The organism is Methylorubrum rhodesianum, from assembly GCF_014199985.1.
GTDB classification, from domain to species: Bacteria; Pseudomonadota; Alphaproteobacteria; order Rhizobiales; family Beijerinckiaceae; genus Methylobacterium; species Methylobacterium rhodesianum.
Map to the genome: position 1 here is coordinate 262040 of NZ_JACHOS010000004.1, position 22468 is coordinate 284507.

The 22468-nt window shown below is 69.8% G+C and carries 17 protein-coding genes; 9 read left to right on the forward strand and 8 right to left on the reverse strand.

Features of this window, described 5'->3' with window-relative positions:
• Nucleotides 1-7 precede the first annotated feature (7 nt).
• Nucleotides 8-1315 (reverse strand): capsule polysaccharide biogenesis protein, encoded by a 1308-nt coding sequence (locus HNR01_RS07865; protein ID WP_183667292.1) that lies wholly within the window; start codon nt 1313-1315, stop codon nt 8-10.
• A gap of 345 nt (nt 1316-1660) precedes the next feature.
• Between HNR01_RS07865 and HNR01_RS07870 the strand changes: the two genes are divergently transcribed.
• From HNR01_RS07870 to HNR01_RS07885, 4 genes are all read left to right on the forward strand, one after another.
• Nucleotides 1661-3613, forward strand: a complete 1953-nt coding sequence (locus HNR01_RS07870; protein ID WP_183667293.1) for a capsular polysaccharide export protein, LipB/KpsS family — start codon at nt 1661-1663, stop codon at nt 3611-3613.
• 7 nt (nt 3614-3620) lie between these two features.
• Entirely contained in the window at nt 3621-5117 is a 1497-nt protein-coding gene (locus HNR01_RS07875; protein WP_183667294.1) for an LTA synthase family protein, read from the forward strand.
• Between the two features lie 227 nt (nt 5118-5344).
• Nucleotides 5345-6472, forward strand: a complete 1128-nt coding sequence (locus HNR01_RS07880) for a polysaccharide biosynthesis/export family protein (RefSeq protein WP_183667345.1) — start codon at nt 5345-5347, stop codon at nt 6470-6472.
• A gap of 247 nt (nt 6473-6719) precedes the next feature.
• Nucleotides 6720-7841 carry a branched-chain amino acid ABC transporter substrate-binding protein gene (locus HNR01_RS07885; protein ID WP_017485807.1) on the forward strand — a complete coding sequence of 374 codons (1122 nt, stop codon included), beginning with the start codon at nt 6720-6722 and terminating at the stop codon, nt 7839-7841.
• 85 nt (nt 7842-7926) lie between these two features.
• On the opposite strand, the gene HNR01_RS07890 is transcribed toward HNR01_RS07885, so the two are convergent.
• Complete coding sequence (locus HNR01_RS07890; RefSeq protein WP_026105721.1) at nt 7927-8502, reverse strand: tyrosine phosphatase family protein; 576 nt, start codon at nt 8500-8502, stop codon at nt 7927-7929.
• Nucleotides 8503-8637: 135 nt separating this feature from the next.
• Here HNR01_RS07890 and HNR01_RS07895 point away from each other — a divergent pair, with 135 nt between their 5' ends.
• Together HNR01_RS07895 and HNR01_RS07900 are read left to right on the forward strand one after the other, a co-directional pair.
• Nucleotides 8638-9783, forward strand: coding sequence for a TRAP transporter substrate-binding protein (locus HNR01_RS07895; protein WP_246417431.1), 1146 nt, complete (start codon nt 8638-8640; stop codon nt 9781-9783).
• 534 nt (nt 9784-10317) lie between these two features.
• On the forward strand, nt 10318-11721 hold the full coding sequence (locus tag HNR01_RS07900; protein WP_183667295.1) for a deoxyribodipyrimidine photo-lyase: 1404 nt from the start codon (nt 10318-10320) through the stop codon (nt 11719-11721).
• Between the two features lie 3 nt (nt 11722-11724).
• On the opposite strand, the gene mtgA is transcribed toward HNR01_RS07900, so the two are convergent.
• Nucleotides 11725-12510: a monofunctional biosynthetic peptidoglycan transglycosylase gene (gene mtgA, locus HNR01_RS07905; RefSeq protein ID WP_183667296.1), complete on the reverse strand. Its 786-nt coding sequence runs from the start codon at nt 12508-12510 to the stop codon at nt 11725-11727.
• A gap of 36 nt (nt 12511-12546) precedes the next feature.
• Between mtgA and HNR01_RS07910 the strand changes: the two genes are divergently transcribed.
• Nucleotides 12547-13509 (forward strand): polyprenyl synthetase family protein, encoded by a 963-nt coding sequence (locus tag HNR01_RS07910; protein ID WP_017485801.1) that lies wholly within the window; start codon nt 12547-12549, stop codon nt 13507-13509.
• A 72-nt stretch (nt 13510-13581) separates the two neighbouring features.
• Here the strand turns inward: HNR01_RS07910 and HNR01_RS07915 are convergent, their stop codons facing one another.
• From HNR01_RS07915 to HNR01_RS07925, 3 genes are all read right to left on the reverse strand, one after another.
• Entirely contained in the window at nt 13582-14007 is a 426-nt protein-coding gene (locus tag HNR01_RS07915) for a thiol-disulfide oxidoreductase DCC family protein (protein WP_017485800.1), read from the reverse strand.
• Between the two features lie 7 nt (nt 14008-14014).
• Nucleotides 14015-15703 (reverse strand): thiamine pyrophosphate-binding protein, encoded by a 1689-nt coding sequence (locus HNR01_RS07920; protein ID WP_183667297.1) that lies wholly within the window; start codon nt 15701-15703, stop codon nt 14015-14017.
• A 161-nt stretch (nt 15704-15864) separates the two neighbouring features.
• Complete coding sequence (locus HNR01_RS07925; RefSeq protein ID WP_017485798.1) at nt 15865-17355, reverse strand: hypothetical protein; 1491 nt, start codon at nt 17353-17355, stop codon at nt 15865-15867.
• Between the two features lie 273 nt (nt 17356-17628).
• Between HNR01_RS07925 and HNR01_RS07930 the strand changes: the two genes are divergently transcribed.
• A complete protein-coding gene (locus tag HNR01_RS07930) occupies nt 17629-17946 on the forward strand; it encodes a hypothetical protein (protein WP_017485797.1) in 318 nt (105 codons plus the stop codon).
• A 116-nt stretch (nt 17947-18062) separates the two neighbouring features.
• Nucleotides 18063-19172 (forward strand): 3-isopropylmalate dehydrogenase, encoded by a 1110-nt coding sequence (leuB, locus tag HNR01_RS07935; RefSeq protein ID WP_026105719.1) that lies wholly within the window; start codon nt 18063-18065, stop codon nt 19170-19172.
• Between the two features lie 111 nt (nt 19173-19283).
• Here the strand turns inward: leuB and zwf are convergent, their stop codons facing one another.
• Both zwf and HNR01_RS07945 read right to left on the reverse strand, forming a co-directional pair.
• Nucleotides 19284-20792 (reverse strand): glucose-6-phosphate dehydrogenase, encoded by a 1509-nt coding sequence (gene zwf / locus HNR01_RS07940; RefSeq protein WP_017485795.1) that lies wholly within the window; start codon nt 20790-20792, stop codon nt 19284-19286.
• Nucleotides 20793-20925: 133 nt separating this feature from the next.
• Complete coding sequence (locus HNR01_RS07945; protein WP_026105718.1) at nt 20926-22413, reverse strand: efflux transporter outer membrane subunit; 1488 nt, start codon at nt 22411-22413, stop codon at nt 20926-20928.
• Nucleotides 22414-22468: the final 55 nt, after the last annotated feature.

Here is a 22468-nt window from a genome sequence, read left to right on the forward strand (position 1 = left end):
CTGGCGGTCAATAGGCGGGAGAGAGGTTTCCGCCCCGACTGGCCTGCTCGAAAGCATCGCGGGCGGCAACGAGTGCCGTGGACGGCAGCGCCGCCTCGAGGCGCGGAACGGCTCCCGCCACCGCGCGCTCGATCGCCGAACGGGAGAAGTAGCCGCCGTTGATCTGGGTCCGGTGCATGACCACGCGGAGGAAATCCTGCATCAGGCTCGCATCCGGTGCCTGCGGATCGCGCCAGAAGGTGTCGATGTCCCCCTGATGGGTCAGGCCCGGCAGGTTGTAGACCGCCGAACCGAAGGCCAGCGTCGGCCGCCCGCGCTCGAGGGCCAGCATGCCGACGGTGGAGTTCACGAGCACGACACCGCGGCTGCCGTCGATGAGCTTCGGCAGGTCGCCGCCGTCGATGAAGTCGAGACGGTCGTTGCAGCCATGGCGCTTGGCCGATTGGCGGGCGCGCTTGCGCCAATTCATGATGCCGCTGTCGAGCGGGTGCAGCTTTACGAGGAGCCGGGTCGGAGCCTGGGAATGCTTGGCGAAGGAGGCGATCACCCGGTCCATGAACCCCTCGACGCCGAGGAATGGCGAGTGGACACGGATCTGGTAGTCGCTGTCGAGCTGCAGCGGCAGCAGGAAGTAGTCGGCGTTGATCGCGTGATAGATCTCGTTCACCCGCGCCGCCTCGCGGCGGGTGCGCCGACGGCGGACGAACTTCCGGATCCAGCCGGCATATTCGGCGGCGATGTGATTCGGCCGATGGGTGCGGAACCCCGGATAGAGGTAGGGAAAGCCGATATTGGCGATATTGAAGCTGATGTCCCAGAGGCTGCGTCGTGCCATGTCCCCGGTCAGCGGCATGGCGCGGCCGGGCTGCGGCAGCTTGCGGGCGAGGTCCCGGATCTCCTCAGCCCGCTTGGGCAGGGTCGAGTTGCCGTTCACGCCGCCGGCCTCGCAGGTGATCCAGTAGGGTCGGACGTAGCCCTCCTCGAACACGTGAATACGCACGCCCATCGGCTTGGCGACCTGTACTGCCGCCTGATGGTAGGGCCGGCAATCGCCGAACAGCACGATGTCGGTGACGGCGTGCGTGCGGATATAGGCTTCGAGATAAGCCTCCCAACCCTCGCGCTTGCCGCGATAATGATCCGCCGGATGGGGCCAGAACAGCCAGTCGCCGGCGGAGAAATTGATCCGCCGGACCCCGTGGCCGCGCTCGCGCAGGGCCGTGCCGAGCACCGAGAAGAACGGGGAAGCGATCCCCTGCAGGAACAGGAACGTGGCGCCTTGGCGGCCTATGGCATGGGCACGAGGCTGCGACATTCCCAGGCGCTCAATTCCTCGTCGTGAAGCGATCTGCGTTGCGTCGTCCGGCTGAGCAACTCTCACGACAGCCTCGCGGACGACAATCGTCGCGCAGGTTGGCCGAGAGAATTTGCGGCCTTCGTTGCCGATCCGTCACGCAGCCCCTGCGACGTTCGGTCAGCCATCGTCTCGCGCCCGATTGCGGCTCCTGTGTGTCCGGTTCAATTCCATCCCCTGAAAAGTGCATCGCAAAATCCGCTCGCGGTCGTGTCACGGCGCAGGGAGCGCAGGCCATGTCCGGAGTGGCTAGTGCCGCGGCCCACGCTTGGGCTATGGAGCGGGCCTCGCCATGATCGACCCGCCATGATCGACCTGCGCCACATCGAGCCGCACGGGGATACCGGGCTGCCCCGCTCCTTCCTGCCGCTCGGGCGGACGGTTCGGCATCTGCGTGGGCAGGTCGAGGCGGCCACGGGAGTCGCGCTGACGTTCCGCTCACCCGGCCCGCCGGCCTTGTGGTCCTCGTGCGGTGCGATCGACGGCAGAGGGGCCCTTCGGGTAGCACCGGGCCCGCTCCTCAGTCCCTACGATTCGCCCGAGGCCGGTTTTTCGAGCCTTCGCCTGCGCTACGGCGGGCGGCCCATCGGCGGAGAGACGCCGTCACCGGATCTCAGCGATCTCCTGCGCGCGCGCGGGCTTTCGGGCTTCAACCGCTTTCCCCGCCCGATCCCGGACGCCGTGCGGAGCGCCTTCGCCGGCGAGACGCCGCCGGCCCTCGCCCTGATCGATCCGGACACCGCCGCGTCACCGCGAAGGTTGCGCGTGTTCATAAGCCGGCTTCTCGCCGATAATCCGACGACGCGCTTCGTCGCCGCCGGCTCCGAAGGTTGCCCGCGAGAGGCAGCGCCCGTCGATCCGCGCCTGACGCTGATCGCGGCTCCGGCCGATCCCTGGTCGCTGTTTCCGCTCGCCGCGCGGATCCACGTGGCTCGCTGGGAGGCGGCCTGCGAGGCGGCGCTGGCCGGTTTCGAGATCTTCTGCCCGGATCCCGCCGCGGGTCCGCGGCCGACCGACGAGGCGGCATTCCTGGCGCTGCGCTACGGCCTGGGCGTGCATGGCTTCGACCCGTGGACGCGGCGACCGATCCCGATTGCGGAGGCGGCGGAGCGGGTGGCGTGGCTGCGCGACCGCTTCCTCGGCAACGACCGCCGCGTTGTCCTCGTCGGCGTGTCCGGCTGGAAACGAGCGGCGCTCGATGTCTTCGCCACCGGGCCGGCGGGCTCCCCCTTGCACAGCATGACCGCCGAGGAGGCGGTGGCCCTCGCCCTCAGCCATGGCGGCCGGATCCAGGCCTGGGCGACCCGCTGCCCGGAACAGCTTCCGCGCCTCTGTGCGGAGGCCGATATCCCCTTCGCGCGGATCGAGGACGGATTTCTGCGCTCCGTCGGGCTCGGCGCCAGCCTGAAGCCGGGTGCGTCCATCGTCGTGGACGACCTCGGCATCTACTACGACCCGCGGGTCGAGAGCCGGCTGGCCCGAACGCTGAAGGAGGCCGATTTTCCGGCTGGTCTGACCGCCCGCGCCGGCGCCTTGCGCGAATCGATCGTGGCGCGCCGCCTGAGCAAGTACAATGTCGGCCTTGAGGGCGGGGGCGAGGACTGGCCAACCGACCGGCGGATCGTGCTGGTGCCGGGACAGGTCGAGGACGACGCCTCGGTTCTGACCGGTTCGCCCCAGGTGCGCGGCAATCTCGCCCTCCTACGGGCGGCCCGCACCCGCAATCCGGACGCCTTCCTGCTCTACAAGCCGCATCCCGACGTCGAGGCTGGCTTCCGGCCCGGTGCGATCCCTGAGGACGAGGTGCGTCGGCTCGCCGACCGCGTGGTGGGCGGGGTCGCCATCGTCGATCTGCTCGACCGCTGCCACCACGTCGAGACCATGACCTCGCTGGCCGGCTTCGAGGCGTTGATCCGGGGCCTGACCGTCGCCGTCCACGGTCGCCCCTTCTACGCGGGATGGGGACTGACGGAGGATCTGGCGCCCGGTGCCGGGCGGGGCCGCAGATTGTCCCTCGATGAACTGGTGGCGGGCGCACTCATCCTCTACCCGCTCTATCTCGATCCGGTCGCGATGAAGCCCTGCACCCCCGAGCAGCTGCTCGACCGTCTCAGCGAGGCTCGGGCCGCCACGCCGCCCTCGCGCCTCGCTCTGGGCACGGCGCGACACGCGACGATGCGGCTGCGCTACGCCCTGATCAATCCCATCCTGCGCCGCCTGCGCGCCCGCCGCGGCGTGCGCAGCGAATCCGGCCGTTGAAGCCGGCATGAGCCTCACGACGACGCTCGTGCCGCTGGCGGTCGCGCTCATCGGCGCCTTCGCCATTGAGGCGGTGGCTGCGCCGCGCCGCCCGAGTCTTCGGCCCGCCGATCTGGCGATCCGGTTCATCGGATACGCGCTCGTCACGCTGTTCTGGTTCCAGTTCTCGTGGCGCCCCTGGCTCGCCGCCTCGTCCTGCCTGCTGACGCTCGCAATTCTCTCGGTAGTGGATCGGCTGAAGCGCCAGGTGATCGGCGAGCCGGTGGTGTTCAGCGACCTCGCTCTGCTCGCTCAGGTGCCGCGCCACCCGCAGCTCTACTATACCCTGCCGCTCAGCGACCTTCGGATCGCCGGGCCCCTGCTGCTCGGTCTCGCCATGGTCATCGCGTGGTACGCCCTTGAGCCGACGGCTCTGCCGGACGGGGCAGGGGCGGCCGCCCTGGCGATCCTCGGCCTGCCGGCCCTGCTGGCGGCGCTCGTCGTTGCGGGCCTGAGCAAACCCGGCCAAGCGGCGCTGCGCCGCCTCTTCCCGAGACCCGATCTCACCCGGGACGTCGCTCGCTACGGGCTGATCGCGACCATGATGGGGTACGGGCTGCGCCGTCTCGGCGAGGCGGACGTGCGCCCCTCTCCGGAAAGCGCAGAAAGCGCGGGAAGCGGTGGCGACAACGAGATCGTCGTGGTCGTCCAGCTCGAATCCTTCCTCGATCCGGCCCGGATCGGCGGTCCGGATCTTCCGGTGATGGGGCGGATCCGGGCGCAGGCGGCGCAGTACGGCCGGCTCGCGGTCCCGGCGCACGGCGCCTACACCATGCGCTCCGAGCACGCCGTCCTGACCGGTCTCGACCCCGACGGTCTCGGTTTCGGTCGCTACGACCCCTACCTTGCCCGCAAGGGCGACGAGCCGACGAGCCTCGCCCGGCTCGCCCGCGCCGCCGGCTTCGAGACGGTGTTCGTTCATCCATTCCACCGCGATTTCTTCGACCGGGCGCAGGTGTTCCGGAGGCTCGGCTTCGACCGCCTCGTCATGGAGGAGGATTTCTCCGGTGCCGCCCGGATCGGTCCCTATATCGCCGATGTCGCGGTCGCCGAGCGCATCCTGGCCGAGATCGCGCCGGGCGGGGACCCCGCGCCCGGACGGCGCCGCTTCGTCTTCTCCGTCACCATGGAGAATCACGGCCCCTGGAATCCGGGGCGCCTCGCCGGCATCGACGAGCCGCTGGCGCAGTATTTTCACCACGTCGCCCATACCGGTAATGCGGTGGAGCGGCTGATCGACGGGCTCGCCGGCCGAAGGGCGGTGCTCTGCGTGTTCGGCGACCACGCCCCCTCGCTGCCAGATTGCCGGCCTCCGGCTTCCGGCCCCCTCGCGACCGATTACGCCCTGTTCCGGTTCGGCCGCAGCGAAAGCGGCCCGCCGGCTCGGATCGATCTCACCGCGGCACAGCTCGGCTGTGTCCTGCGGGACGCCCTCGCCCTGAAACAAGCAGGATTGAGGGGATAAGCGTGGCTGTGCCACGGTGGTGACGCATTGCTGCGTGAGCGCTCGCCGGCCATCGGCGCATCGTGCGCGTCAATCAAGAGTCAGGCCGGGGCCCGTGTTCAATGGATCGCAGTCACTGCGCGGCTATGGGAAAAGGGGCTAACGTGACGGCACGGTCCGCCCAGCCCCGGACGGCATCCTCCACGAAGTGCGTTACGACCCTGGCGATCTTGGCAAGCGCTCTCGCCATGTCGGGGTGCTCGATCCTGCCGGCGGCGGGGCCGACCACCTCGGCGATCGAGAGCGGCGCCGACATCGCCACCGCCGAGGGCCTGTTCGCCCGCTACGAGATCATCGACGTCACCCCCGCCATCGTCGAGTCCCTGCGGACCCGCCCCCTCGACAGCCTCCTCGTCACCTTCGGGGATCATCGCCCCTCGGTCGAACCGGTGATCGGCATCGGCGACTCGGTTGCGGTCCAGGTCTGGGAAGCCGGGGCCGGCGGCCTGTTCTCCGGCCCGCTCGTCGCCGACCGCTTCTCCGCCGGATCCAAGTCCGCCACGATCCCCGAACAGGTCGTCGGGCCCGACGGCGGCATCACTGTCCCCTATGCCGGCCGCATCAAGGTCGTCGGCCGCCGCACCCAGGACGTCCAGGCGCTGATCGAGACCGAGCTCGCCGGCAAGGCGATCCAGCCGCAGGTGCTCGTCTCCGTCACCAAACCGGTCTCGCAATCGGTCACCGTCACCGGCGAGGCGGCCACGGGCAAGCGCGTGCCGCTCTCGGGCCGCGGCGACCGCCTGCTCGATGTCATCGCCCAGGCCGGCGGCGTGCGCACGCCGGTAGCCGAGACCTTCGTGCGGCTGTCGCGCGGCAACCGCACCGTCACCGTGCCGATGAGCACCGTGGTTGCCAACCCGCGCGAGAACATCTTCGTGCGCCCGGACGACACGCTGACGCTGGTGCGCGATCCGCAGACCTTCCTGGCGGTCGGCGCGCTCGGCTCGACCACCGAGGTGCCGTTCTCGGCCGAAGGGCTGACGCTGTCGCAGGCGCTGGCCCGCGCCGCGGGCCTGCGCGACTTCCAGGCCGACCCGGAAGGCGTGTTCATCTTCCGCTACGAGCCGGCGGCGGTGGTGCGGCGGCTGCGGCCGAACTCGCCGCTGCTGGCCTCGCCTCAGGTGCCGGTGGTGTACCGGGTGAACCTGCGCGATCCGCAGGGTCTGTTCCTGTCGCAGAGCTTCCGCATGCGCAACCGCGACCTCGTCTACGTGTCGAGCGCGCCGTTCGCGGAGCTGGGCAAGGTTCTGGGCGTGTTCTCGACCGTGACGGCGCCCGTCGCCGCCGGCGCCTCGCTCTACACCGTCACCCGATAGGATCCTTGTCCGGGGTCGCAGATGCCGGCGCACCGGGCCCCACTCTGCGAAAGTCTCACCTGTTTCACCGAGATCCCGACTTGCCAAAGGTCCAGCCCGCGTCATTCCATGCATCGAATATGATGTCGGATGCGCGGCCGTGCCGATTCCCGATCGGGATCCGGCACCGGACGATGGTCCTGACAGACGACAACGGTCCGGACCGGCAGACCTTGGCAACGAGGCAGCGGGCTGGGAAAGAGGCGCCATGACGGTCCGACGCCCCCTCGCCCTCGCTTCGGCCTCCCTCGCGCTGCTGACCGGGCTCCTCACGGCCGCTCCGGCCGCGGCGGAGGTGAAGGTCGGTGTCGCGGTGCCGCGCACCGGGCCCTACGTGAGCGTCGGCGAGCAGGTGCTGCGCGGCGTCGAGGCGGCGGCCAAGGACGCCAATGCCCGGGGCGGGATCAACGGCGAGCCCATCGTGCTCGACGTGCAGGACGATTCCTGCGACTCGAATCAGGCTGTGGCGGTCGCCAACCACTATGTGAATTCGGGCGTGCGGCTCGTCGTGGGCCATGTCTGCTCGAACGCGTCGCTGGCTGCCTCCGACGTCTACGCCGCCAACGGGATCGTGATGATCACCGCGGCCTCCGTCGCCGCCAAGCTGACCGACCGCGGCCTGCCGACGATCTTCCGCGTCTGCGGCCGGGACGACGACCAGGCGAAGCTCTCCGCCGCAATCCTCGCGGAGCGGTTCCGCGACCGGAAGATCGCCATCCTCAGCGACCTCTCGCCGGCCTCGCGCACCCTCGCGGCGGCGACGAAGGACAACCTGAACCGCATCGGCGTGAACGAGGCCCTGTCCACGGCCTTCCAGCCGACCGACGCGGACGACGCCGCCCTCGCCGACCGGCTGAAGGCGGCGGGAATCGACGTGGTCTATTACGGCGGCGATGCCCAGGAGATGGGGCGGCTGGTCCGCATTTCGGCCGAGCGGGGGTTTCGACCGCAATGGTTCGGGACATCGGCCATCGCCACGCCCGACTTCGCCAAGATCGCCGGGCCGGCCAGCAACGGCGTCCTCATGACCTTCTATCTCGATCCGAGCCGGAAACCCGAGGCGCAAGGGGTGGTGGCCGCCTTCAAGGCCCAGGGCATCGAGGCGGACGGCTCCATGATCTACGGCTACGCCGCGCTCCAGGCGCTGGTGGAGGCCGGCAACTTCGCCCGCAGCACCGAACCCGCCGCGATCGCCAAGGCGCTGCACAGCGAGCGGTTCGACCTCGTGCTCGGTTCCGTCGGCTTCGACGCCAAGGGCGACATCACCGCCCAGGGCTACGTGCTCTACGTCTGGCGCGACGGCAACTTCACCCCGGCCAAATCGAACTGAGAGTGTCTGGGGGGTCGTCGGGGCACCGGCCGTTCCGCCTCCGGCCGCGACGGCGCGCGCCTCGCGGGAGACACCCGGCCGAGGATCAGTCGCGAAGCGCCGCGTCGACCTCAGCGCCGCGGCCGAGGTCGCGCATCACCTGATCGAGATGGGGTCGCTTGCGCAGTTGCAGGCCGTGAAGGCGGCGCACGGCCTCGCTGAGGCTACCCTGGCGTCCGAGCATCTCGTCGGCGAAGGCGATCATCCGCGCATTCGGCCACGCCTTCTCGCGCTGGGCGTGGAGCCGGGCGATCAGGTCCTCGGCCGGCGTCTCGGGTTCGGCCTCGGCGAACAGGGTCGCCAGCGCCGCGGTCGAGCGCGAGATGCCGACATGGCAATGGACGAGGATGTGGATCTCGCCGCCATCGGCGATGGCGTCGCGCCCGAAGGCCAGGATCGTCTCGATGTCCGCGCGCTCCGGCAGGACGATGCCCGGCGCCGGCTCGATGGCATCGTGGAAGCGCAGGATCGTGCGCCGATGGGTGCCGTAGGCGCCGAACGCCTCCGGATCCGCCCGATCGGGATCGAGGATCGACAGGACGTGGCTGACGCCGCGGGCCTGATGCTCGACGAGCTCGTCGAGGCCGCAGACGGTGTGGAGGCTGAGTTTCTCGGTGTTCACGCCGAGGCTGCTATCACGGCGCCGCGCGGGAAGCGACGGGTCATGCCCCGGTTTCCGGATCGCGCCCATCACGTGTAAGGCAACGCTCGGCCCCTGGACGGGCGGTCGAGCCTATCGGGACGAGCCGGGAGATCCATGCCCAAGCCCCAGCCAAAGCCCCAGCCAATGCCCCAGCCGAAGCCGCTCCAGCGCCGCGCCCTGCTGACCGCCGGACTCGGCGCCGGGTTGAGTGCCGCCGGAGCGCTGGCGAGCCCCGCCCAAGCCCAGCAATCCGCGCCCGAATTGCGATGGCGCCTGAACTCGGCCTACGCGCGCAGCCTCGACATCCTGTTCGGCGCGTCGGAGAGTCTCGCGAGAGCGGTCGCCGAGGCGACCGACGGGCGTTTCCAGATCCAGGTCTCGGCCGCGGGCGAAATGGCCCCCGCCGACGGGCTGCTCGACGCGGTGGGCAGCGGCAAGGCCGAGATGGGCCACGCACCCGCGAGCTTCGGCATGGCCAAGAATCCCGCCTTCGCGCTGGCCTCCGCCATGCCGTTCGGGCTCAACGCGCGCGGCCAGAACGCGTGGTGGCTCCAGGGCGGCGCGGCGGAACTGTTCGCCGAGATCTTCGCGAAGCAAGGATTGGTGGCGCTGCCCGGCGGCAATACCGGGGCGCAGATGGGCGGCTGGTTCCGCAAGGAGATCAAGACTGTCGGCGACCTCCAGGGGCTGAAGCTGCGCGTCGCCGGGCTCGGCGGCACGGTCCTGTCCAAGCTCGGCGCAGCGGTGCAGGCGACGCCGGGGCCGGAGATCTACGCCGCGCTGGAGAGCAAGGCACTCGATGCGGCCGAGTGGATCGGTCCGCACGACGACGAGAAGCTCGGCCTCCAGAAAGTCGCGCCGATCTACCATTATCCCGGCTTCTGGGAGGGCGGCGCCCTCCTGCATTTCTGGATCAACGCGGAGGCCTGGAAGGGTCTGCCGAAGACCTACCGCGCCGTCCTGCAAGGCGCGGCGGCCCAGGTGAACGCCGATGTCCAGGCCCGCTACGACGCGCGCAATCCGCAGGCCCTGCGCCGGCTCGTCTCGGGTGGTGCGCAGTTGCGCCCCTTCCCTCAGGACGTCATGGAAGCGGCACTCAAGGCCTCGAACGAGGTCTATGCTGACCTCTCGGCCAAGAACCCGGACTTCAAGCGGATCTACGACGCAATGAAGACCTTCCGGAACGAGGAGTACCTCTGGTTCCAGGTGGCCGAGTACACCTACGACAACTTCATGATCCGCGCCCGCGCCCGCGGATAGCGGCCATGGTCTTCGGACAAAAAAAAGCCGCTCGTGAAGAGCGGCCCGGAGTCTAGGGAGGAAACGCCCAAGGAGGGCAGCGGGAGGCGGACGCCGTCCGCGTTCCCGCAATGCACAAATTGAACTTCACCCGGAATTTTTCAAGCTGCTTGGTCGGCAATGATCGCGTTTGCGCGTGTGCAGGCACACGTCGCACCGGGTCTGTCACTCAAATGCCGCATCCGCTCCCACGGCCCGAATGCAGTGCTCACGGGAAGCGTCGCAATAGACGGCGCCGGACAACCTGCTTTCGCCGCCTGCCAGATCCCTGAACCGTCTCGTGATTTCTGCTTGGCCGCCGAGCCTGCTCCGGGCCGGTCGGCTGCGGCGGCGCGATGCCGCTGCAACGTTTGCTGCGCTCGCGCATTCCCTGCCCCAACGCACGATCCGCCTCGCGTCTCGGCGGGCAGAGCCCGAGTCACTCCGCAGAACCGATTCGGCGGGCTGCCCCGGTGAAGTCAGGCGGGACAGGTCCAGACGGGGCGATTTCGAGCGATGACGATCCAACCGGCCCGCATCCGGGTCCTGAACGACGTGCCGCCGCGCGAGGGCGCGGACTACGTGCTGTACCTGATGCAGCAAGCCATGCGCGTCCCGTTCAATCCGGCGCTGGAACTGGCGATCGAGGAAGCCAACCGCCTCCGCCTCCCGCTTCTCGTCTGTTTCGGCCTGCTCGACGGAGCCAACGGGTTCCCCGAGGCCAATGCCCGGCACTACGCCTTCCTGTTGCAGGGGCTTTCCGACGCGGCGGCCGCTCTGGACGCGCGCGGCATCGCCTTCCTCCTGCGGCGGGCGACCCCCGCAGAGGTCGCCATCGACCTGTCGGGACAGGCAGCCCTTCTGGTGCTCGACCGCGGCTATCTCGCGATCCAGAAAAGCTGGTACGCCGAGATCGGACGGAAGGCGAAGTGCCGGATCGTCCAGGTCGAGGGCGACGTGGTGGTACCGGTCGAGACCGCCTCGACCAAGCACGAATACGCCGCGCGCACCCTGCGCCCGAAGCTGCAAAGGCTGTGGGACGAGTATCTCGAACCGGTGGCACCGAGGAAGGTCGAGCATCGGGCCGAGGATCTGCCCGAGAGGCTGAAGCTGAAAGGCGGCCTCGACCTCTCGGACCCGGACAGGCTTCTCGCGAAGCTGACGCTCGACACCACGGTCGGCCCGGTGAAGCGGTTCCGCGGCGGCTACGCCGAGGCACGCGGGCGCCTCGAGAGATTCCTGAAGGATGCTTTCGCCGGCTACGGCGCCGGCCGCAACAAGCCGGAGGCCGGGGCGGCCTCGCATATGAGCCCGTTTCTGCATTTCGGGCACATCTCGCCGGTCGAGATCGCGCTCGCGATCCGCGCCGCCCAGGACGGCGACCGTGATGACCGCTCGGCCTATCTCGAGGAGCTGATCGTCCGGCGCGAACTCGCGATGAACCACGTCTTCCACACGGAGGGCTACGACGACTACGCCCGCGCCGTCCCGGAATGGGCCCGCAAGACGCTCGCTGAGCATGCCGACGATGCACGCCCCAAGCTCTACTCCGAGGAGGAACTGGCGGAGGGGAAGACCCACGACCATTACTGGAACGTCGCCATGCGCGAGATGCGCGAGACCGGCTATATGCACAACCAGCTGCGCATGTACTGGGGCAAGAAGATCCTCGAATGGTCGCCCTCGCCGGAAGAGGCCTTCGCCCGGACGCTGCGGCTCAACAACCGCTACTTCCTCGACGGGCGCGACGCGAACTCCTTCACCAACGTCGCCTGGATATTCGGCCTGCACGACCGCCCATGGCAGACCCGGAAGATCTTCGGCAGCGTGCGCTACCAGAGCGAGAACTCCCTGAAAAAGTTCGATGCGAAGGCCTATGAGCGGGCGGTGACGCGGCTGTGCGAGGCGGAAGATGGCTGACGCTCAGCGCTTCAAACACCCCATCAGTCCGTCCACCTGCCCCATCCGGCTCTGAATGCGGCCGGCGATTGCCCTTACGCCGCGGGTCGGCTTGCCGGCACTGCGCAGGATCGGGTTCGGCAGTGCAGCCGCGAGCAGCGCGGCCTCGCCTCGGGTCAGGTCGCGGGCGCTTTTGCGGAACCAGTGGCGGGCGGCGGCCTCGGCCCCGAAGATCCCCTCGCCCCACTCGGCCACGTTGAGGTAGATTTCCATCGTCCGTCGCTTGCCCCAGACGGCATCGGCCATCAGCGCGAGCGGGATCTCCAGGCCCTTGCGGATGTAGGAACGGCCCGGCCAGAGAAAGACGTTCTTGACCGTCTGCATGGTGATGGTGGATGCGCCCCGGCTCGGGCCCTCCTCGTCATCCACGACCTCGCGCAGCGCTCCCCAATCGACGCCGTTGTGCAGGCAGAAGCGCTGATCCTCGGACGCCATCACGGCCTGAACCAGGGCCGGGGCGATCGCCTCCAGGGGAACGCTGTCCCGCTGCACGCTCTGGAGCGTCAACCATCGGCCGAGCATCAGGGTTGAGGGCGGGGTCGCCACGCTATAGACGAGCGCGAGCGTGAGCGTGAAGGCTAGAATGGCAATGGGAGCGAGGGTGATCAGGGTGGCGGCGCGCCGCAGCCCGGTTCGACGCCTCGAAGTGGGATTGCGCGCCGCGGAGGCCCTCGCGAGGGGCTTCGACGCCGGAATCCTGCGCAGGTTGCGCCCGTGCCGTTCCGCGTCACTCTCCTCCGGCACCGCCACCTTGCGTCCGCCCCTCCCCGATCCAGGCCCCTTCCGATGACCTCAACGCAGGCTTCCCACCCCTCGGTCAAGGCGGACGCCTACACGGGTGACTTTACCCACAGGCTCGCTCAGGTCGCCGACACCGTCGAGACCTTTCTCGTCGAACGGCTCGGCCCCACCCTGCAGGCCGGCGAGATCGCCCGGCCGCCGCGACTGATGGAGGCGATGCGCCACGCTGTGCTCGGCGGCGGCAAGCGCCTGCGCCCCTTCCTCGCCATCGAGACCGCGCGGATGCTCGGCGGCGCCGAGGATGCCGCCCTCGCCGCCGGTGCCGGCGTCGAACTCGTTCACTGCTACAGCCTCGTCCACGACGACCTGCCGGCGATGGACGACGACGACCTGCGCCGCGGCAAGCCCACCGTCCACAAGGCCTACGACGAGGCGACTGCGATCCTCGTCGGCGACGCGCTCCAGACGTTGGCCTTCGAGGTGACGGCCGATCCGCGCTGGCAGCCCGATCCGGCGATCCGCGCGGAACTAGTGCTCGGGCTCGCCCGCGCCTCGGGACTCGGCGGGATGGTCGGCGGCCAGCTCCTCGACCTCTCGGCCGAGGGCCGTTTCGGCCCGGCCAGCATGGATATCGACGACACCCTGCGCATGCAGGCGATGAAGACCGGCGCGATCCTCGCCTTCTCCGTCGAGGCCGGCGCGCTGGTCGGCGGCGCGAATGCCGACGAGCGGGCAGCGCTGCTGCGCTACGGCAAGGCGCTGGGTCAGGCCTTCCAGGTCGCCGACGACATTCTCGACCGCGAAGCCTCTCCGGAGGCGATGGGCAAGGCCACCGGCAAGGACAAGGATGCCGGCAAGGCGACGCTGGTCGACCGACTCGGCCTCGACGGAGCGCGGGCGGAGTGCGACCGGCTCGTGGCTCTGTGCGAAGAGGCGGTGGCCCCATGGGGTTCGCGGGCGCAGGTGCTCAAGGACGCCGCCCGCTTCACGGTGGCGCGCAAGGCCTGATCTTTTCGCCTAGAGCATTGATGATGCATCGTCTTTTCCCGAAAGCCGGCAACCACCTTTCGGGACGATGCCCTACGGGCGCGACGGATCCGCCGACTGCACCCCGTGGAAGCGATGCCTCTGGTCCGGCGGCACGCGGACGCAATCCTGGCGCCGCCCGAACAGGCGGTAGCGGGAGCGCGCGACGAGGCCGTAGAGGCGGTCGCGCAGCGGCTTCGGCACGGTGCCGAACATCCTAACCCAGCGCCACGGCGCCCTGAGATGCCGCGCCACTTCCAGCGCGGCATCGGAGCGTGTGAGCGCCCGGCCGTCCTGGATCAGTAGGAAGGTGCCGTTCAGATCCGCGGCGGTGAAGCCGTAGCGGGCCGCCAGCGCCAGCCCCTCGGGCGACCAAGCGCCCATGAAGTGCAGGCGATCGTCGCGCTCGTGTGTCAGCACGATCCGCACGGTCGCGGCACAGAGCACGCAATCCGTGTCGAAGACGAGGGTCGGCGGCATCGGACCCTCACGCTGCGCTGACGACCACTTCGACAAGGTTCGGCTCGCCCGAGCGGATGCCGGCCTCGACCGCCCCGGCGACGTCCCCGGCCCGCTCGATCCGCCGCGAGGGCACGCCCATCGACGCGGCGAGCGCCAGAAAGTCGATGCGCGGCTCGGTCAGATCCATGGCGATGAAGCGGTTCGCGCGCACCGAGGCGTAGTGCGTCTGTGATTTCATGAACTGCTTCAGGATGTTGTACTCGGCGTTGTTGATGACGACAAAGGTCACCGGCAGCCGCTCGTGCGCGGCGGTCCAGAGCGCCTGGGGCGAGTACATCGCCGCGCCGTCGCCGACGATGCAGACCACGGGCGCCCGATCGAGCCCGAGGGAGAAGCCGACCGAGGCCGGCATGCCCCAGCCGAGCACGCCGCCACGGATCGAGGAATATTGCCGCGTCCAGGTGCTGTGCAGGATCGTGCGCAGATGCCCGAGCGTCGCGGGCGCTTCGTCGACGATGGCGATGTCGGATCCGACGGCGCGGGCGATCTCGCGGGCGGCGACGAGGGGATGGATGACGGGATCGGCGAAGGCGGCGTCCGCCCGCGCCTCCAGGGCGGCCCGGCGTGCATCGTAGGCGGCGACCGCCTCCCCGCGCAGACGGGCATAGGTCTCGGCCCGCGGCGCGAGGCGGGTTTCCAGGAGCGGCAGCAGCACGTCGAGGGAGGCGCGAACGTTGCCCACCGTCGAGAGCCGCGTGGCGTAGGTGCGGCCGAGGTCGCGGGCATCGGCCGAGAGCTGGAACACCTCCGTGCCCGGCGGCACCGCCGAGCCTTCCGTGTAGAGCACCGTAATGAGCGACTTGCCGCCGAGCGCGAACACCGCGTCGTAGCGGCCCAGGATCTCGGCGATGCCGCTCGCCTTGGTCGGCAGGTTGCCCATCCAGAGCGGGTGGGCGGTCGGGAACGGGATATGCGCCGGCCAGGACGAGCCGTAGACCGGCGCCGCGAGAAGGTCGGCGAGCCGCACCGCCTGGGCCGATGCGTCGCTGGCATCGACCTCGTCGCCGGCGATCAGGGCGAGTCGTCCCGGCGCGATCGCCGCGAGATGGTCTGCCAGTCGGTCGAGGGATCCGGCCACGGCGCGGTGGTCGATGACCGAGATCTCCCCGAGCGGCGCGGCGGTCTTCGCCTCCATCACGTCCATCGGCAGCGACAGGAAAACGGGGCCCGAGGGCGCCGCGGCGCAATCGTGGAAGGCGCGGCGCAGGAGCACCGGGAGCTGGTCGGCGTTCGTCACCTCACGCGCCCACTTCACCGTCGGAGCGGCGATGGTGGTCAGGTCGCCGAACAGGAGCGGATCGGTGATGACGTGCCGCGAATCCTGCTGGCCCGCCGTCACCACCAGCGGGGTGCCGGAGATCTGGGCATTGAGCAGGTTGCCCATGCCGTGGCCGAGGCCGCCGGCAGTGTGCAGGTTGAGGAAGCCCGGCCGGCGCGCCCCTTGGGCGTAGCCGTCGGCCATGGCCACTGCGCTCGCCTCCTGCAGCGCCAGCACGTAGGCGATGTCGGGCGCGTCCGTCAGGGCGTCGATCAGCGGCAGCTCGGTCGTGCCGGGATTGCCGAAGACGTAGCGCACACCCTCCGAGCGCAGCACCTCCACCAGCACGTCGGCGCCCCGCCGCTCGGCCAGGGCTTCGACTGTCGTGACCGTCATGGCTTGCTCCTGACGTGCCTGCGAGGACCTCTCTCGACGCGCATCGCCCGCACCGATGGGATGTCCGACCCGGCCAAGGCCGCCCGAGGTCTCCCATCATCGACGGCGGCGCACGCGCCGCTCATCCCTCTGTCGAATCTACCGCCGAAATCGTCAGCGGTTCAGGGCTGGGCCGCGCGGGGCCGCACGGTCCAGGTCGCCCAGAAGACCGGCCGGCCGTAGAGGGAGGAGGTGTCGCTGCCGTCGATCCGCGGCGCGCGGCGGTCGAGCCAAGTCAGGAAGCCGCCCTTGTCGGGGTAGATCGTGGGTGCATCGAGGTTGCCGTAGCGGTCTGTCATCCAGCCGAAACCGTCACGGGTGAAGCGCCCGAGCGCATCGCCGCCGGAGCGAAGGCCGAGATAGGCCGTCGAGTGGCCAGCCGCCACGGGTTCCGCATAGAGCGCGAGGGCCGTGATGCTGCCGGGCGAGAGGTCGGCGGTGTAGTGCAGGCAGATGTCGGCGACGGGTCCGCCCGAGGCCGTGACCGGCCGCGAGCAGGTGTAGGCCACGGCCCAGCGGTCCATGCCGCGCGCCTTGGCGACGCGGATCTCGGTCTCGGCGGGCAGGCTCTCGATCAGCGTGACCGGCGCCGACCATGTGCGCTCCGCCAGCGGATCGCGGCTCGTGCGCAGATACAGAGCCATGCGCCGCTTGGTCCGCGGCGCCTCGCAATCGGCGGGCACCACGTCGGTGTAGAAGTAGTGGTAGACGCGATCGACCACGCTGATCGAACCGGTCAGGCCGCGCGCCTCGAAATCCGGCGCGGCGCAGTTGCCGACGATCGGCTTGCCGGTGTCGTCGAGCACCGGTGCGGGCTTTGCCGCCGCGGGCCGCGCCCGCCCGCGGCGGCGCCCCCTTTCCTCCGCGGGCGGTGCTCCGAATGGGCGCCACTCGGTGCCGGGATCGGCTTCGACGCGCAGATCGAGGCTCTGGAAATCGTAGGTTCGCGCCTGGACCAGCACCCGGCGGCGCCCTTCCTCCGAAGGTTCGGTCGCGGTGGCGAGGATGGCGTAGTACGGGTCGCCGGCCCAGTCGCGCCCGGCCACCATCATCGCGTTGCCGGACGGGTCGTCCTCCGGCGTCGGCGCCTGGGCGCGGAAGGTCATCTTCTCCGCCTGCCTGTCCCCTTGCCGCGCCTCGCGCGCCGCCCGGCGGGCCTCTCTCCGGGCCTGCCGGCTGGCTCGGCTGCGGCGGCGCGGCTGCTCGGCCCGCGTCGGACCGGAGCCTTTGAGCCCCTCGCTCCAGAAGCGCGGATCGGTCGGCGGCAGGACCGTGGCAAGTGCTTCGATCTGCCGACCGATGCGCACGGCGCCGCCCGCGGCGGGATCGGTGGCGCGAAGGTCGGTCGGGCAGGAATCCTCGCCGCGGCGACCGCTGCCCCGCGGCGGCTCGGCCCGATAGATCACTTGGAGCGGGCCCGGCGCGCCGGCATCCTTGAGCCGCATGATCTGCACGTCGTGAACGAACCGGCAGGGCGGCGGGACGGCGTAGACGCCCTCGGCCTCATCATCCGAGCGGCAGATCTCCAGGGCGCCGCCGCCGGTGACGTAACAGGCACTGCTGCCACCGCGGGGCGCGCCAGCCCAGGAGGGGCCGGCCAGCGCCGCGAGCATGGCCAACGCCGCAGCGGCGATCGCCGTCCCGCGTGAAACGGACTGAGCCGCGGGCGTGAGGGAACCGCGTTCTGGGGCGGCGGAGTGGAAAAAGCGTGGTGTCTGCACGGCCGAACCTTAGCCCTTCCGGACCGCGCTCGGAAAGCAGTCCGGCGGAACGTCCCCATCACGATCAGGTCGATTTCGGCACGCGGGAAGCGAACATGGTGAAAGGATTGGCTCACCAAGCCGGATTATCCTGGAAGTCCGTTCGATAGAGAGGGCATTCCATCGATGAGCAGCGGTCTCTCGGCACCGGCCGGTCTGTCGGAGGTCTCCCGCCTCGCGACGTTGCTGGCCGATCAGGCACTCGACGCGCAGATCATGAGCCGTCCGATTCCCGACGATCAGGTTCAGGCCCTGCTGGATGCTGCCGTCCTCCTCGATGAGTACGGTCAGGAGATCCCGCCCCTCCTCGGACAGATCGTCCACGAGATCGGATCCTCCGCCCCCGAGCGCGCCGTGCGGTCCGGCAAGCGCGTGGACGAGGACGAGGTCGGGCGCATGGCGTGGATGCTGCGCCCGTTCCGCTCGGCCAAGCGGACGGGCTGAGACAAGCGGACGGGCTAAGACAAGCGCACCGGCTCAGAGACGGACTTGCGGGGGCTGGGCCGCGCCGATAGAGCGCGGGCGACGTGGCGCGTGCCATCAGCTCGGATTTCAGCCCCATGACCACCTACAAGCTTCTGCTCCTGCCCGGCGACGGCATCGGCCCCGAGGTGATGTCCGAGGTCGAGAAGGTGGTCGGCTGGCTCAAGCGCGCCGGCCTGGCCGATTTCGAGACCGAGCGCGACCTCGTCGGCGGGGCGGCCATCGACGTCCACGGCAAGCCGCTCGCCGATGAAACGCTGGCCCGCGCCGACGCGGCCGACGCGATCCTGCTCGGCGCGGTCGGCGGGCCGAAGTGGAACGGTGTCCCCTACGACATCCGCCCCGAGGCCGGCCTGCTGCGCCTGCGCAAGGATCTCGGCCTGTTCGCCAATCTGCGCCCCGCGATCTGCTACCCCGCGCTCGCCGACGCTTCGGCCCTCAAGCGCGAGCTGGTCGAGGGCCTCGACATCATGATCGTGCGCGAGCTCACCGGCGGCGTCTATTTCGGCGAGCCGAAGGAGATCACCACGCTCGACGACGGTTCGAAGCGGGCGGTCGATACGCAGGTCTACACCACCGCCGAGATCGAGCGGATCGCCCACGTCGCCTTCGACCTCGCCCAGAAGCGCTCTGGCCGGGTCGCTTCGGCGGAGAAGAACAACGTGATGAAGACCGGCGTCCTGTGGAAGGAGGTCGTCACGCGGGTCCATGCCGAGCACTACGCACAGGTCGAGCTCGAGCACGTTCTGGCGGACAACTGCGCCATGCAGCTCGTGCGGCGTCCCAAGCAGTTCGACGTGCTGGTGACCGATAACCTGTTCGGCGACGTGCTCTCGGACGTCGCGGCGATGCTCACCGGCTCGCTCGGCATGCTGCCCTCGGCTTCGCTGGGCGCGGTCGACGCCCGCGGCACCCGCAAGGCGCTCTACGAGCCGGTCCACGGCTCGGCGCCCGACATCGCCGGCAAGGGTTTCGCGAACCCGATCGCGATGATCGGCTCGCTCGCCATGTGCCTGCGCTATTCCTTCGGTCTGGGCGAGGCCGCCGACCTCGTGGAGGGCGCGATTACCCGCGCCCTGGCCGCCGGCGCCCGCACCCGCGACATCGTCGGCGAGGGCCAGACCCCGATCAGCACCGCCGAGATGGGCGATGCGATCCTGCGCGAGCTGCAGGCGCAGGCGGGCTGACGCTCCTTTCGTCCTCGCGAGGCGAGGCCGAAGCAATCCAACGCGCGACCCGTCCGGATCAATCGCGCCGCTGGATTGCCTCGCCGACGCTCGCGACGACGGCGTGACGACCTACTTCTTCCCCAGCGGCAGCCAAGCGCGCCCGTCCCGGCTCAACAGCTCCTCCGCCTCCTTCGGTCCCGGACTGCCGGCCGGGTAGAGGCACACCGGCGCGTCCTTCCAGGCCTTGATCAGCGGATCGACGGCGGCCCAGCTCGCCTCGATGGTGTCGGCGCGCTGGAACAGGGTCGGGTCGCCCATCATGCAGTCGTAGAGCAGCGTCTCGTAGCCGACGGTGGGAGCCGGGTCGAAGAAATCGGCGTAGCGGAAGCCGCTCTCGATCGCGGCAAGATGCATCTGCGGCCCCGGCCGCTTCACGTTCAGGCCCGTGAAGGAACCGGGCTCCGGATCGATGTTCAGGCGCATGACGTTCGAGGCGGGCTCATCGCCGTCGGCCCCGCGGAACAGCGTGAAGGGCGCCGGCTTGAAATGCACCGTGATCGCCGTGTGCCGGTCCGCCAACCGCTTGCCGGTGCGCAGGTAGAACGGCACGCCGGACCAGCGCGGATTGTCGATCGCGAGCTTGAGGGCGACGTAGGTCTCGGTGCGCGAATCCTTCGCAACGTCCGGCTCGTCGCGGTAGGCCGGCACGGCCTTCCCCTCCTCGCGGCCCGCCGCGTACTGGCCGCGCACCGCGTCCTGCGGCGAGACCGGACGGATCGCCGTGACAAGCCTGGTCTTCTCGTCGCGCACGGCCTCGGCGTCGAACGAGCCCGGCGGCTCCATCGCCACCATGGTGAGAAGCTGGAACAGGTGATTGGGCACCATGTCGCGCAGCGCGCCCGTCGGCTCGTAGAAGCGGCCGCGCTCCTCGACACCGATCGTCTCGGCGGCGGTGATCTCGACGTGGTCGACGTACTCGGATCGCCAGATCGGCTCCAGCAAGGCGTTGGCGAAGCGGAGCGCCAGGATGCTCTGGACCGTCTCCTTCCCGAGAAAGTGATCGATCCGGTAGAACTGGCTCTCGTCGCCCTGAGCCAGGATGGTCTCGTTGAGAGCCTTGGCGGAGGCGAGATCGACGCCGAACGGCTTCTCGATGACGACGCGGCGGAAGGCACCGTCGCCCTGCTTGAGCAGGCCCGCCTTGCCGAGGCCCTTGACGATCGGCCCGAAGAAGCGGGCGGAGACCGCGAGATAGAAGACGACGTTTCCGGTCAGACGCCCGGCAAGATCCCTGAAGGTGGCCTCCTGGGAAAAGTCGCCCTGCATCACGTGCAGGCGTTCGCGGATGAAGCCCCAGGACCGCGGGTCGATCCGCTCCGCGTGGAATTCGGCGGACGTGTCCTTGGTGAAGGACTCCATCGTCCCCGTCAGGTCGTCGCGCCAGCCGTCGTCGGTGAGCGGGTTGTGATCGACGCCGAGGACGGAGAACTTCTGGTCGAGCAGCCCGCCGCCGGCGAGATTGTAGAGGGCGGGCATCAGCAGACGCTTCGTAAGGTCACCGCCGGCTCCGAAGATCACGAGGGTGCAGGGCGGCGCCGGCGGCGTATCGGGCGTGTCGTGAACGCGAGCGTCGGGCATCGATCATCCGGGTCTGTCGGCCGGCGCCTGGCCGACCGCTGGAGTCCCGGTTTCAACAGGAGGCTGACGATCCCTGTTCCGGCTGAGCTGCCCTGCTCGCAGCGCCGGACGGATCGCCGTTTGGACCTCTCCCCTACTCGTCGGTGCGAACGGCGGAGCCTCCGTCGATCGGCAGGCGCACGCCCTTCAATTCCTCGCCAGTCGGCAGCGAGCGGGCATCCCAGCCGCCGCCCAGCGCCCGGATCAGCGCCACGGCCGTGGTGAAGCGGTTGAGGCGGATCTGCAGCGCGGTGATCTCGTTGTTGATCTGCAGGGCCTGGGCGGTCACCACGGTGGTGTAGTTCTGCGTACCGGCCCGGTACTCGTTGAGCGCGATCTCGACCGCGCGCCGCGCCGAAGCCACGGCCTCGTCCTGCTTCGCCTGCTGCCGCGCCAGGATGCGCACGCCGGCCAGACCGTTCTCGACCTCGCCGAAGGCGGTCAGCACCGTCTGGCGGTAATTGGCCACCGCCGCCTCGTAGGCGGCCCGTGCCGTTTGCAGCACCGCGGCGCGGGCGCCGCCGTCGAAGAACACCTGGCTGCCGTTGGCCGCGATCGACCAGACGCGGTTGGCCGCCGAGAACACGCCGTTGCTGGTCGCTCCGGAAAAGCCGCCGGAGGCCGAGAGCGTGACCGTCGGGAAGAAGGCGGAGACCGCCACGCCGATCTGCTCGCTCTGTGCCTGCACCAGCCGCTCGGACCCGGCGATGTCCGGCCGGCGCTCTAGGAGGTCGGAGGGGATGCCGACCGGCACAGCGGGCGGGCGAACCGGCAGCGGCGAGAACGGGAGCTTGAACTCGGAGGGCGGCCGGCCGGTCAGGATCGCCACGGCGTGTTCGAAGGTCGCGCGCTGCAGATCGACGGCGATCAGCGAGGCCTCGGTGGTCTGGAGCTGCGTCTGCGCGGTGATGACGTCGGAGCGGGCGGCCACGCCCGCGTTGTACTGATTCTCGGCGATGGCGAGGCTGCGCTTGAACCCCTCGACGTTCTCCTGGAGCACCCGCTTCAACGCGTCCTGATAGCGCAGCTGGAGGTAGGCGGTGGCCAGCTCCGCCTGAAGGCTGAGGCGCACGAGGGCGAGGTCCGCGGCGGAGGCCTGGGCGGAGGCGACGTCGCTCTCGATCTGGCGGCGGATACCGCCGAAGAGGTCGAGCTCCCAACTCGCCTGCCCCTGGAGCGAGACCGTCGTGCGCTCCGTCCCCAGAGCCCGCGAGCGGGTGATGCTGGGGGCGCCGATCACCGTGGGGAACAGCGCGGCCCGGGCCTGCGCCACCAGGGCACGGGCCTGGTCATAGACCGCGATCTGGGCGCGGAGGTTCTGGTTGTCGACGTCGATCGAGCGGATCAGCCGGTCGAGGGTCGGATCGTTGAAGGCCCGCCACCAGTCGCCGCGCTCGGCCGCATCGTTCGGCACGGCGAGGCGCCAACCCTTCTGCGCCTGGACGTAGGCGAGGCTGTCCTCGCGTAGGCCGCCCTGCTTGAACGCAAGCGGCGTCTCGACGGAGGGACGCGAATAATCGGGGCCGACGAGGCAGCCGGAAGTCGTCGCGGCGAGGGTGGCGACGCCGGAGAGACGGAGCAGGGTCGCAAACCCTCCCCTCCCCGCTCGCCGCGAGCGGCTTTCGCGCAGGTCACTG

Excerpts from the sequence above, each read along its gene's own strand:
- HNR01_RS07930 (WP_017485797.1), top strand. The coding sequence starts at position 17,629 with ATGAGCAGCGGTCTCTCGGCACCGGCCGGTCTGTCGGAGGTCTCCCGC.
- HNR01_RS07865 (WP_183667292.1), bottom strand. The coding sequence starts at position 1,315 with ATGTCGCAGCCTCGTGCCCATGCCATAGGCCGCCAAGGCGCCACGTTC.
- leuB (WP_026105719.1), top strand. The coding sequence starts at position 18,063 with ATGACCACCTACAAGCTTCTGCTCCTGCCCGGCGACGGCATCGGCCCC.
- HNR01_RS07900 (WP_183667295.1), top strand. The coding sequence starts at position 10,318 with ATGACGATCCAACCGGCCCGCATCCGGGTCCTGAACGACGTGCCGCCG.
- HNR01_RS07870 (WP_183667293.1), top strand. The coding sequence starts at position 1,661 with ATGATCGACCTGCGCCACATCGAGCCGCACGGGGATACCGGGCTGCCC.
- HNR01_RS07925 (WP_017485798.1), bottom strand. The coding sequence starts at position 17,355 with ATGCTCGCGGCGCTGGCCGGCCCCTCCTGGGCTGGCGCGCCCCGCGGT.
- HNR01_RS07895 (WP_246417431.1), top strand. The coding sequence starts at position 8,638 with ATGCCCAAGCCCCAGCCAAAGCCCCAGCCAATGCCCCAGCCGAAGCCG.
- HNR01_RS07885 (WP_017485807.1), top strand. The coding sequence starts at position 6,720 with ATGACGGTCCGACGCCCCCTCGCCCTCGCTTCGGCCTCCCTCGCGCTG.
- HNR01_RS07915 (WP_017485800.1), bottom strand. The coding sequence starts at position 14,007 with ATGCCGCCGACCCTCGTCTTCGACACGGATTGCGTGCTCTGTGCCGCG.
- HNR01_RS07875 (WP_183667294.1), top strand. The coding sequence starts at position 3,621 with ATGAGCCTCACGACGACGCTCGTGCCGCTGGCGGTCGCGCTCATCGGC.
- zwf (WP_017485795.1), bottom strand. The coding sequence starts at position 20,792 with ATGCCCGACGCTCGCGTTCACGACACGCCCGATACGCCGCCGGCGCCG.
- HNR01_RS07920 (WP_183667297.1), bottom strand. The coding sequence starts at position 15,703 with ATGACGGTCACGACAGTCGAAGCCCTGGCCGAGCGGCGGGGCGCCGAC.
- HNR01_RS07910 (WP_017485801.1), top strand. The coding sequence starts at position 12,547 with ATGACCTCAACGCAGGCTTCCCACCCCTCGGTCAAGGCGGACGCCTAC.
- HNR01_RS07880 (WP_183667345.1), top strand. The coding sequence starts at position 5,345 with ATGTCGGGGTGCTCGATCCTGCCGGCGGCGGGGCCGACCACCTCGGCG.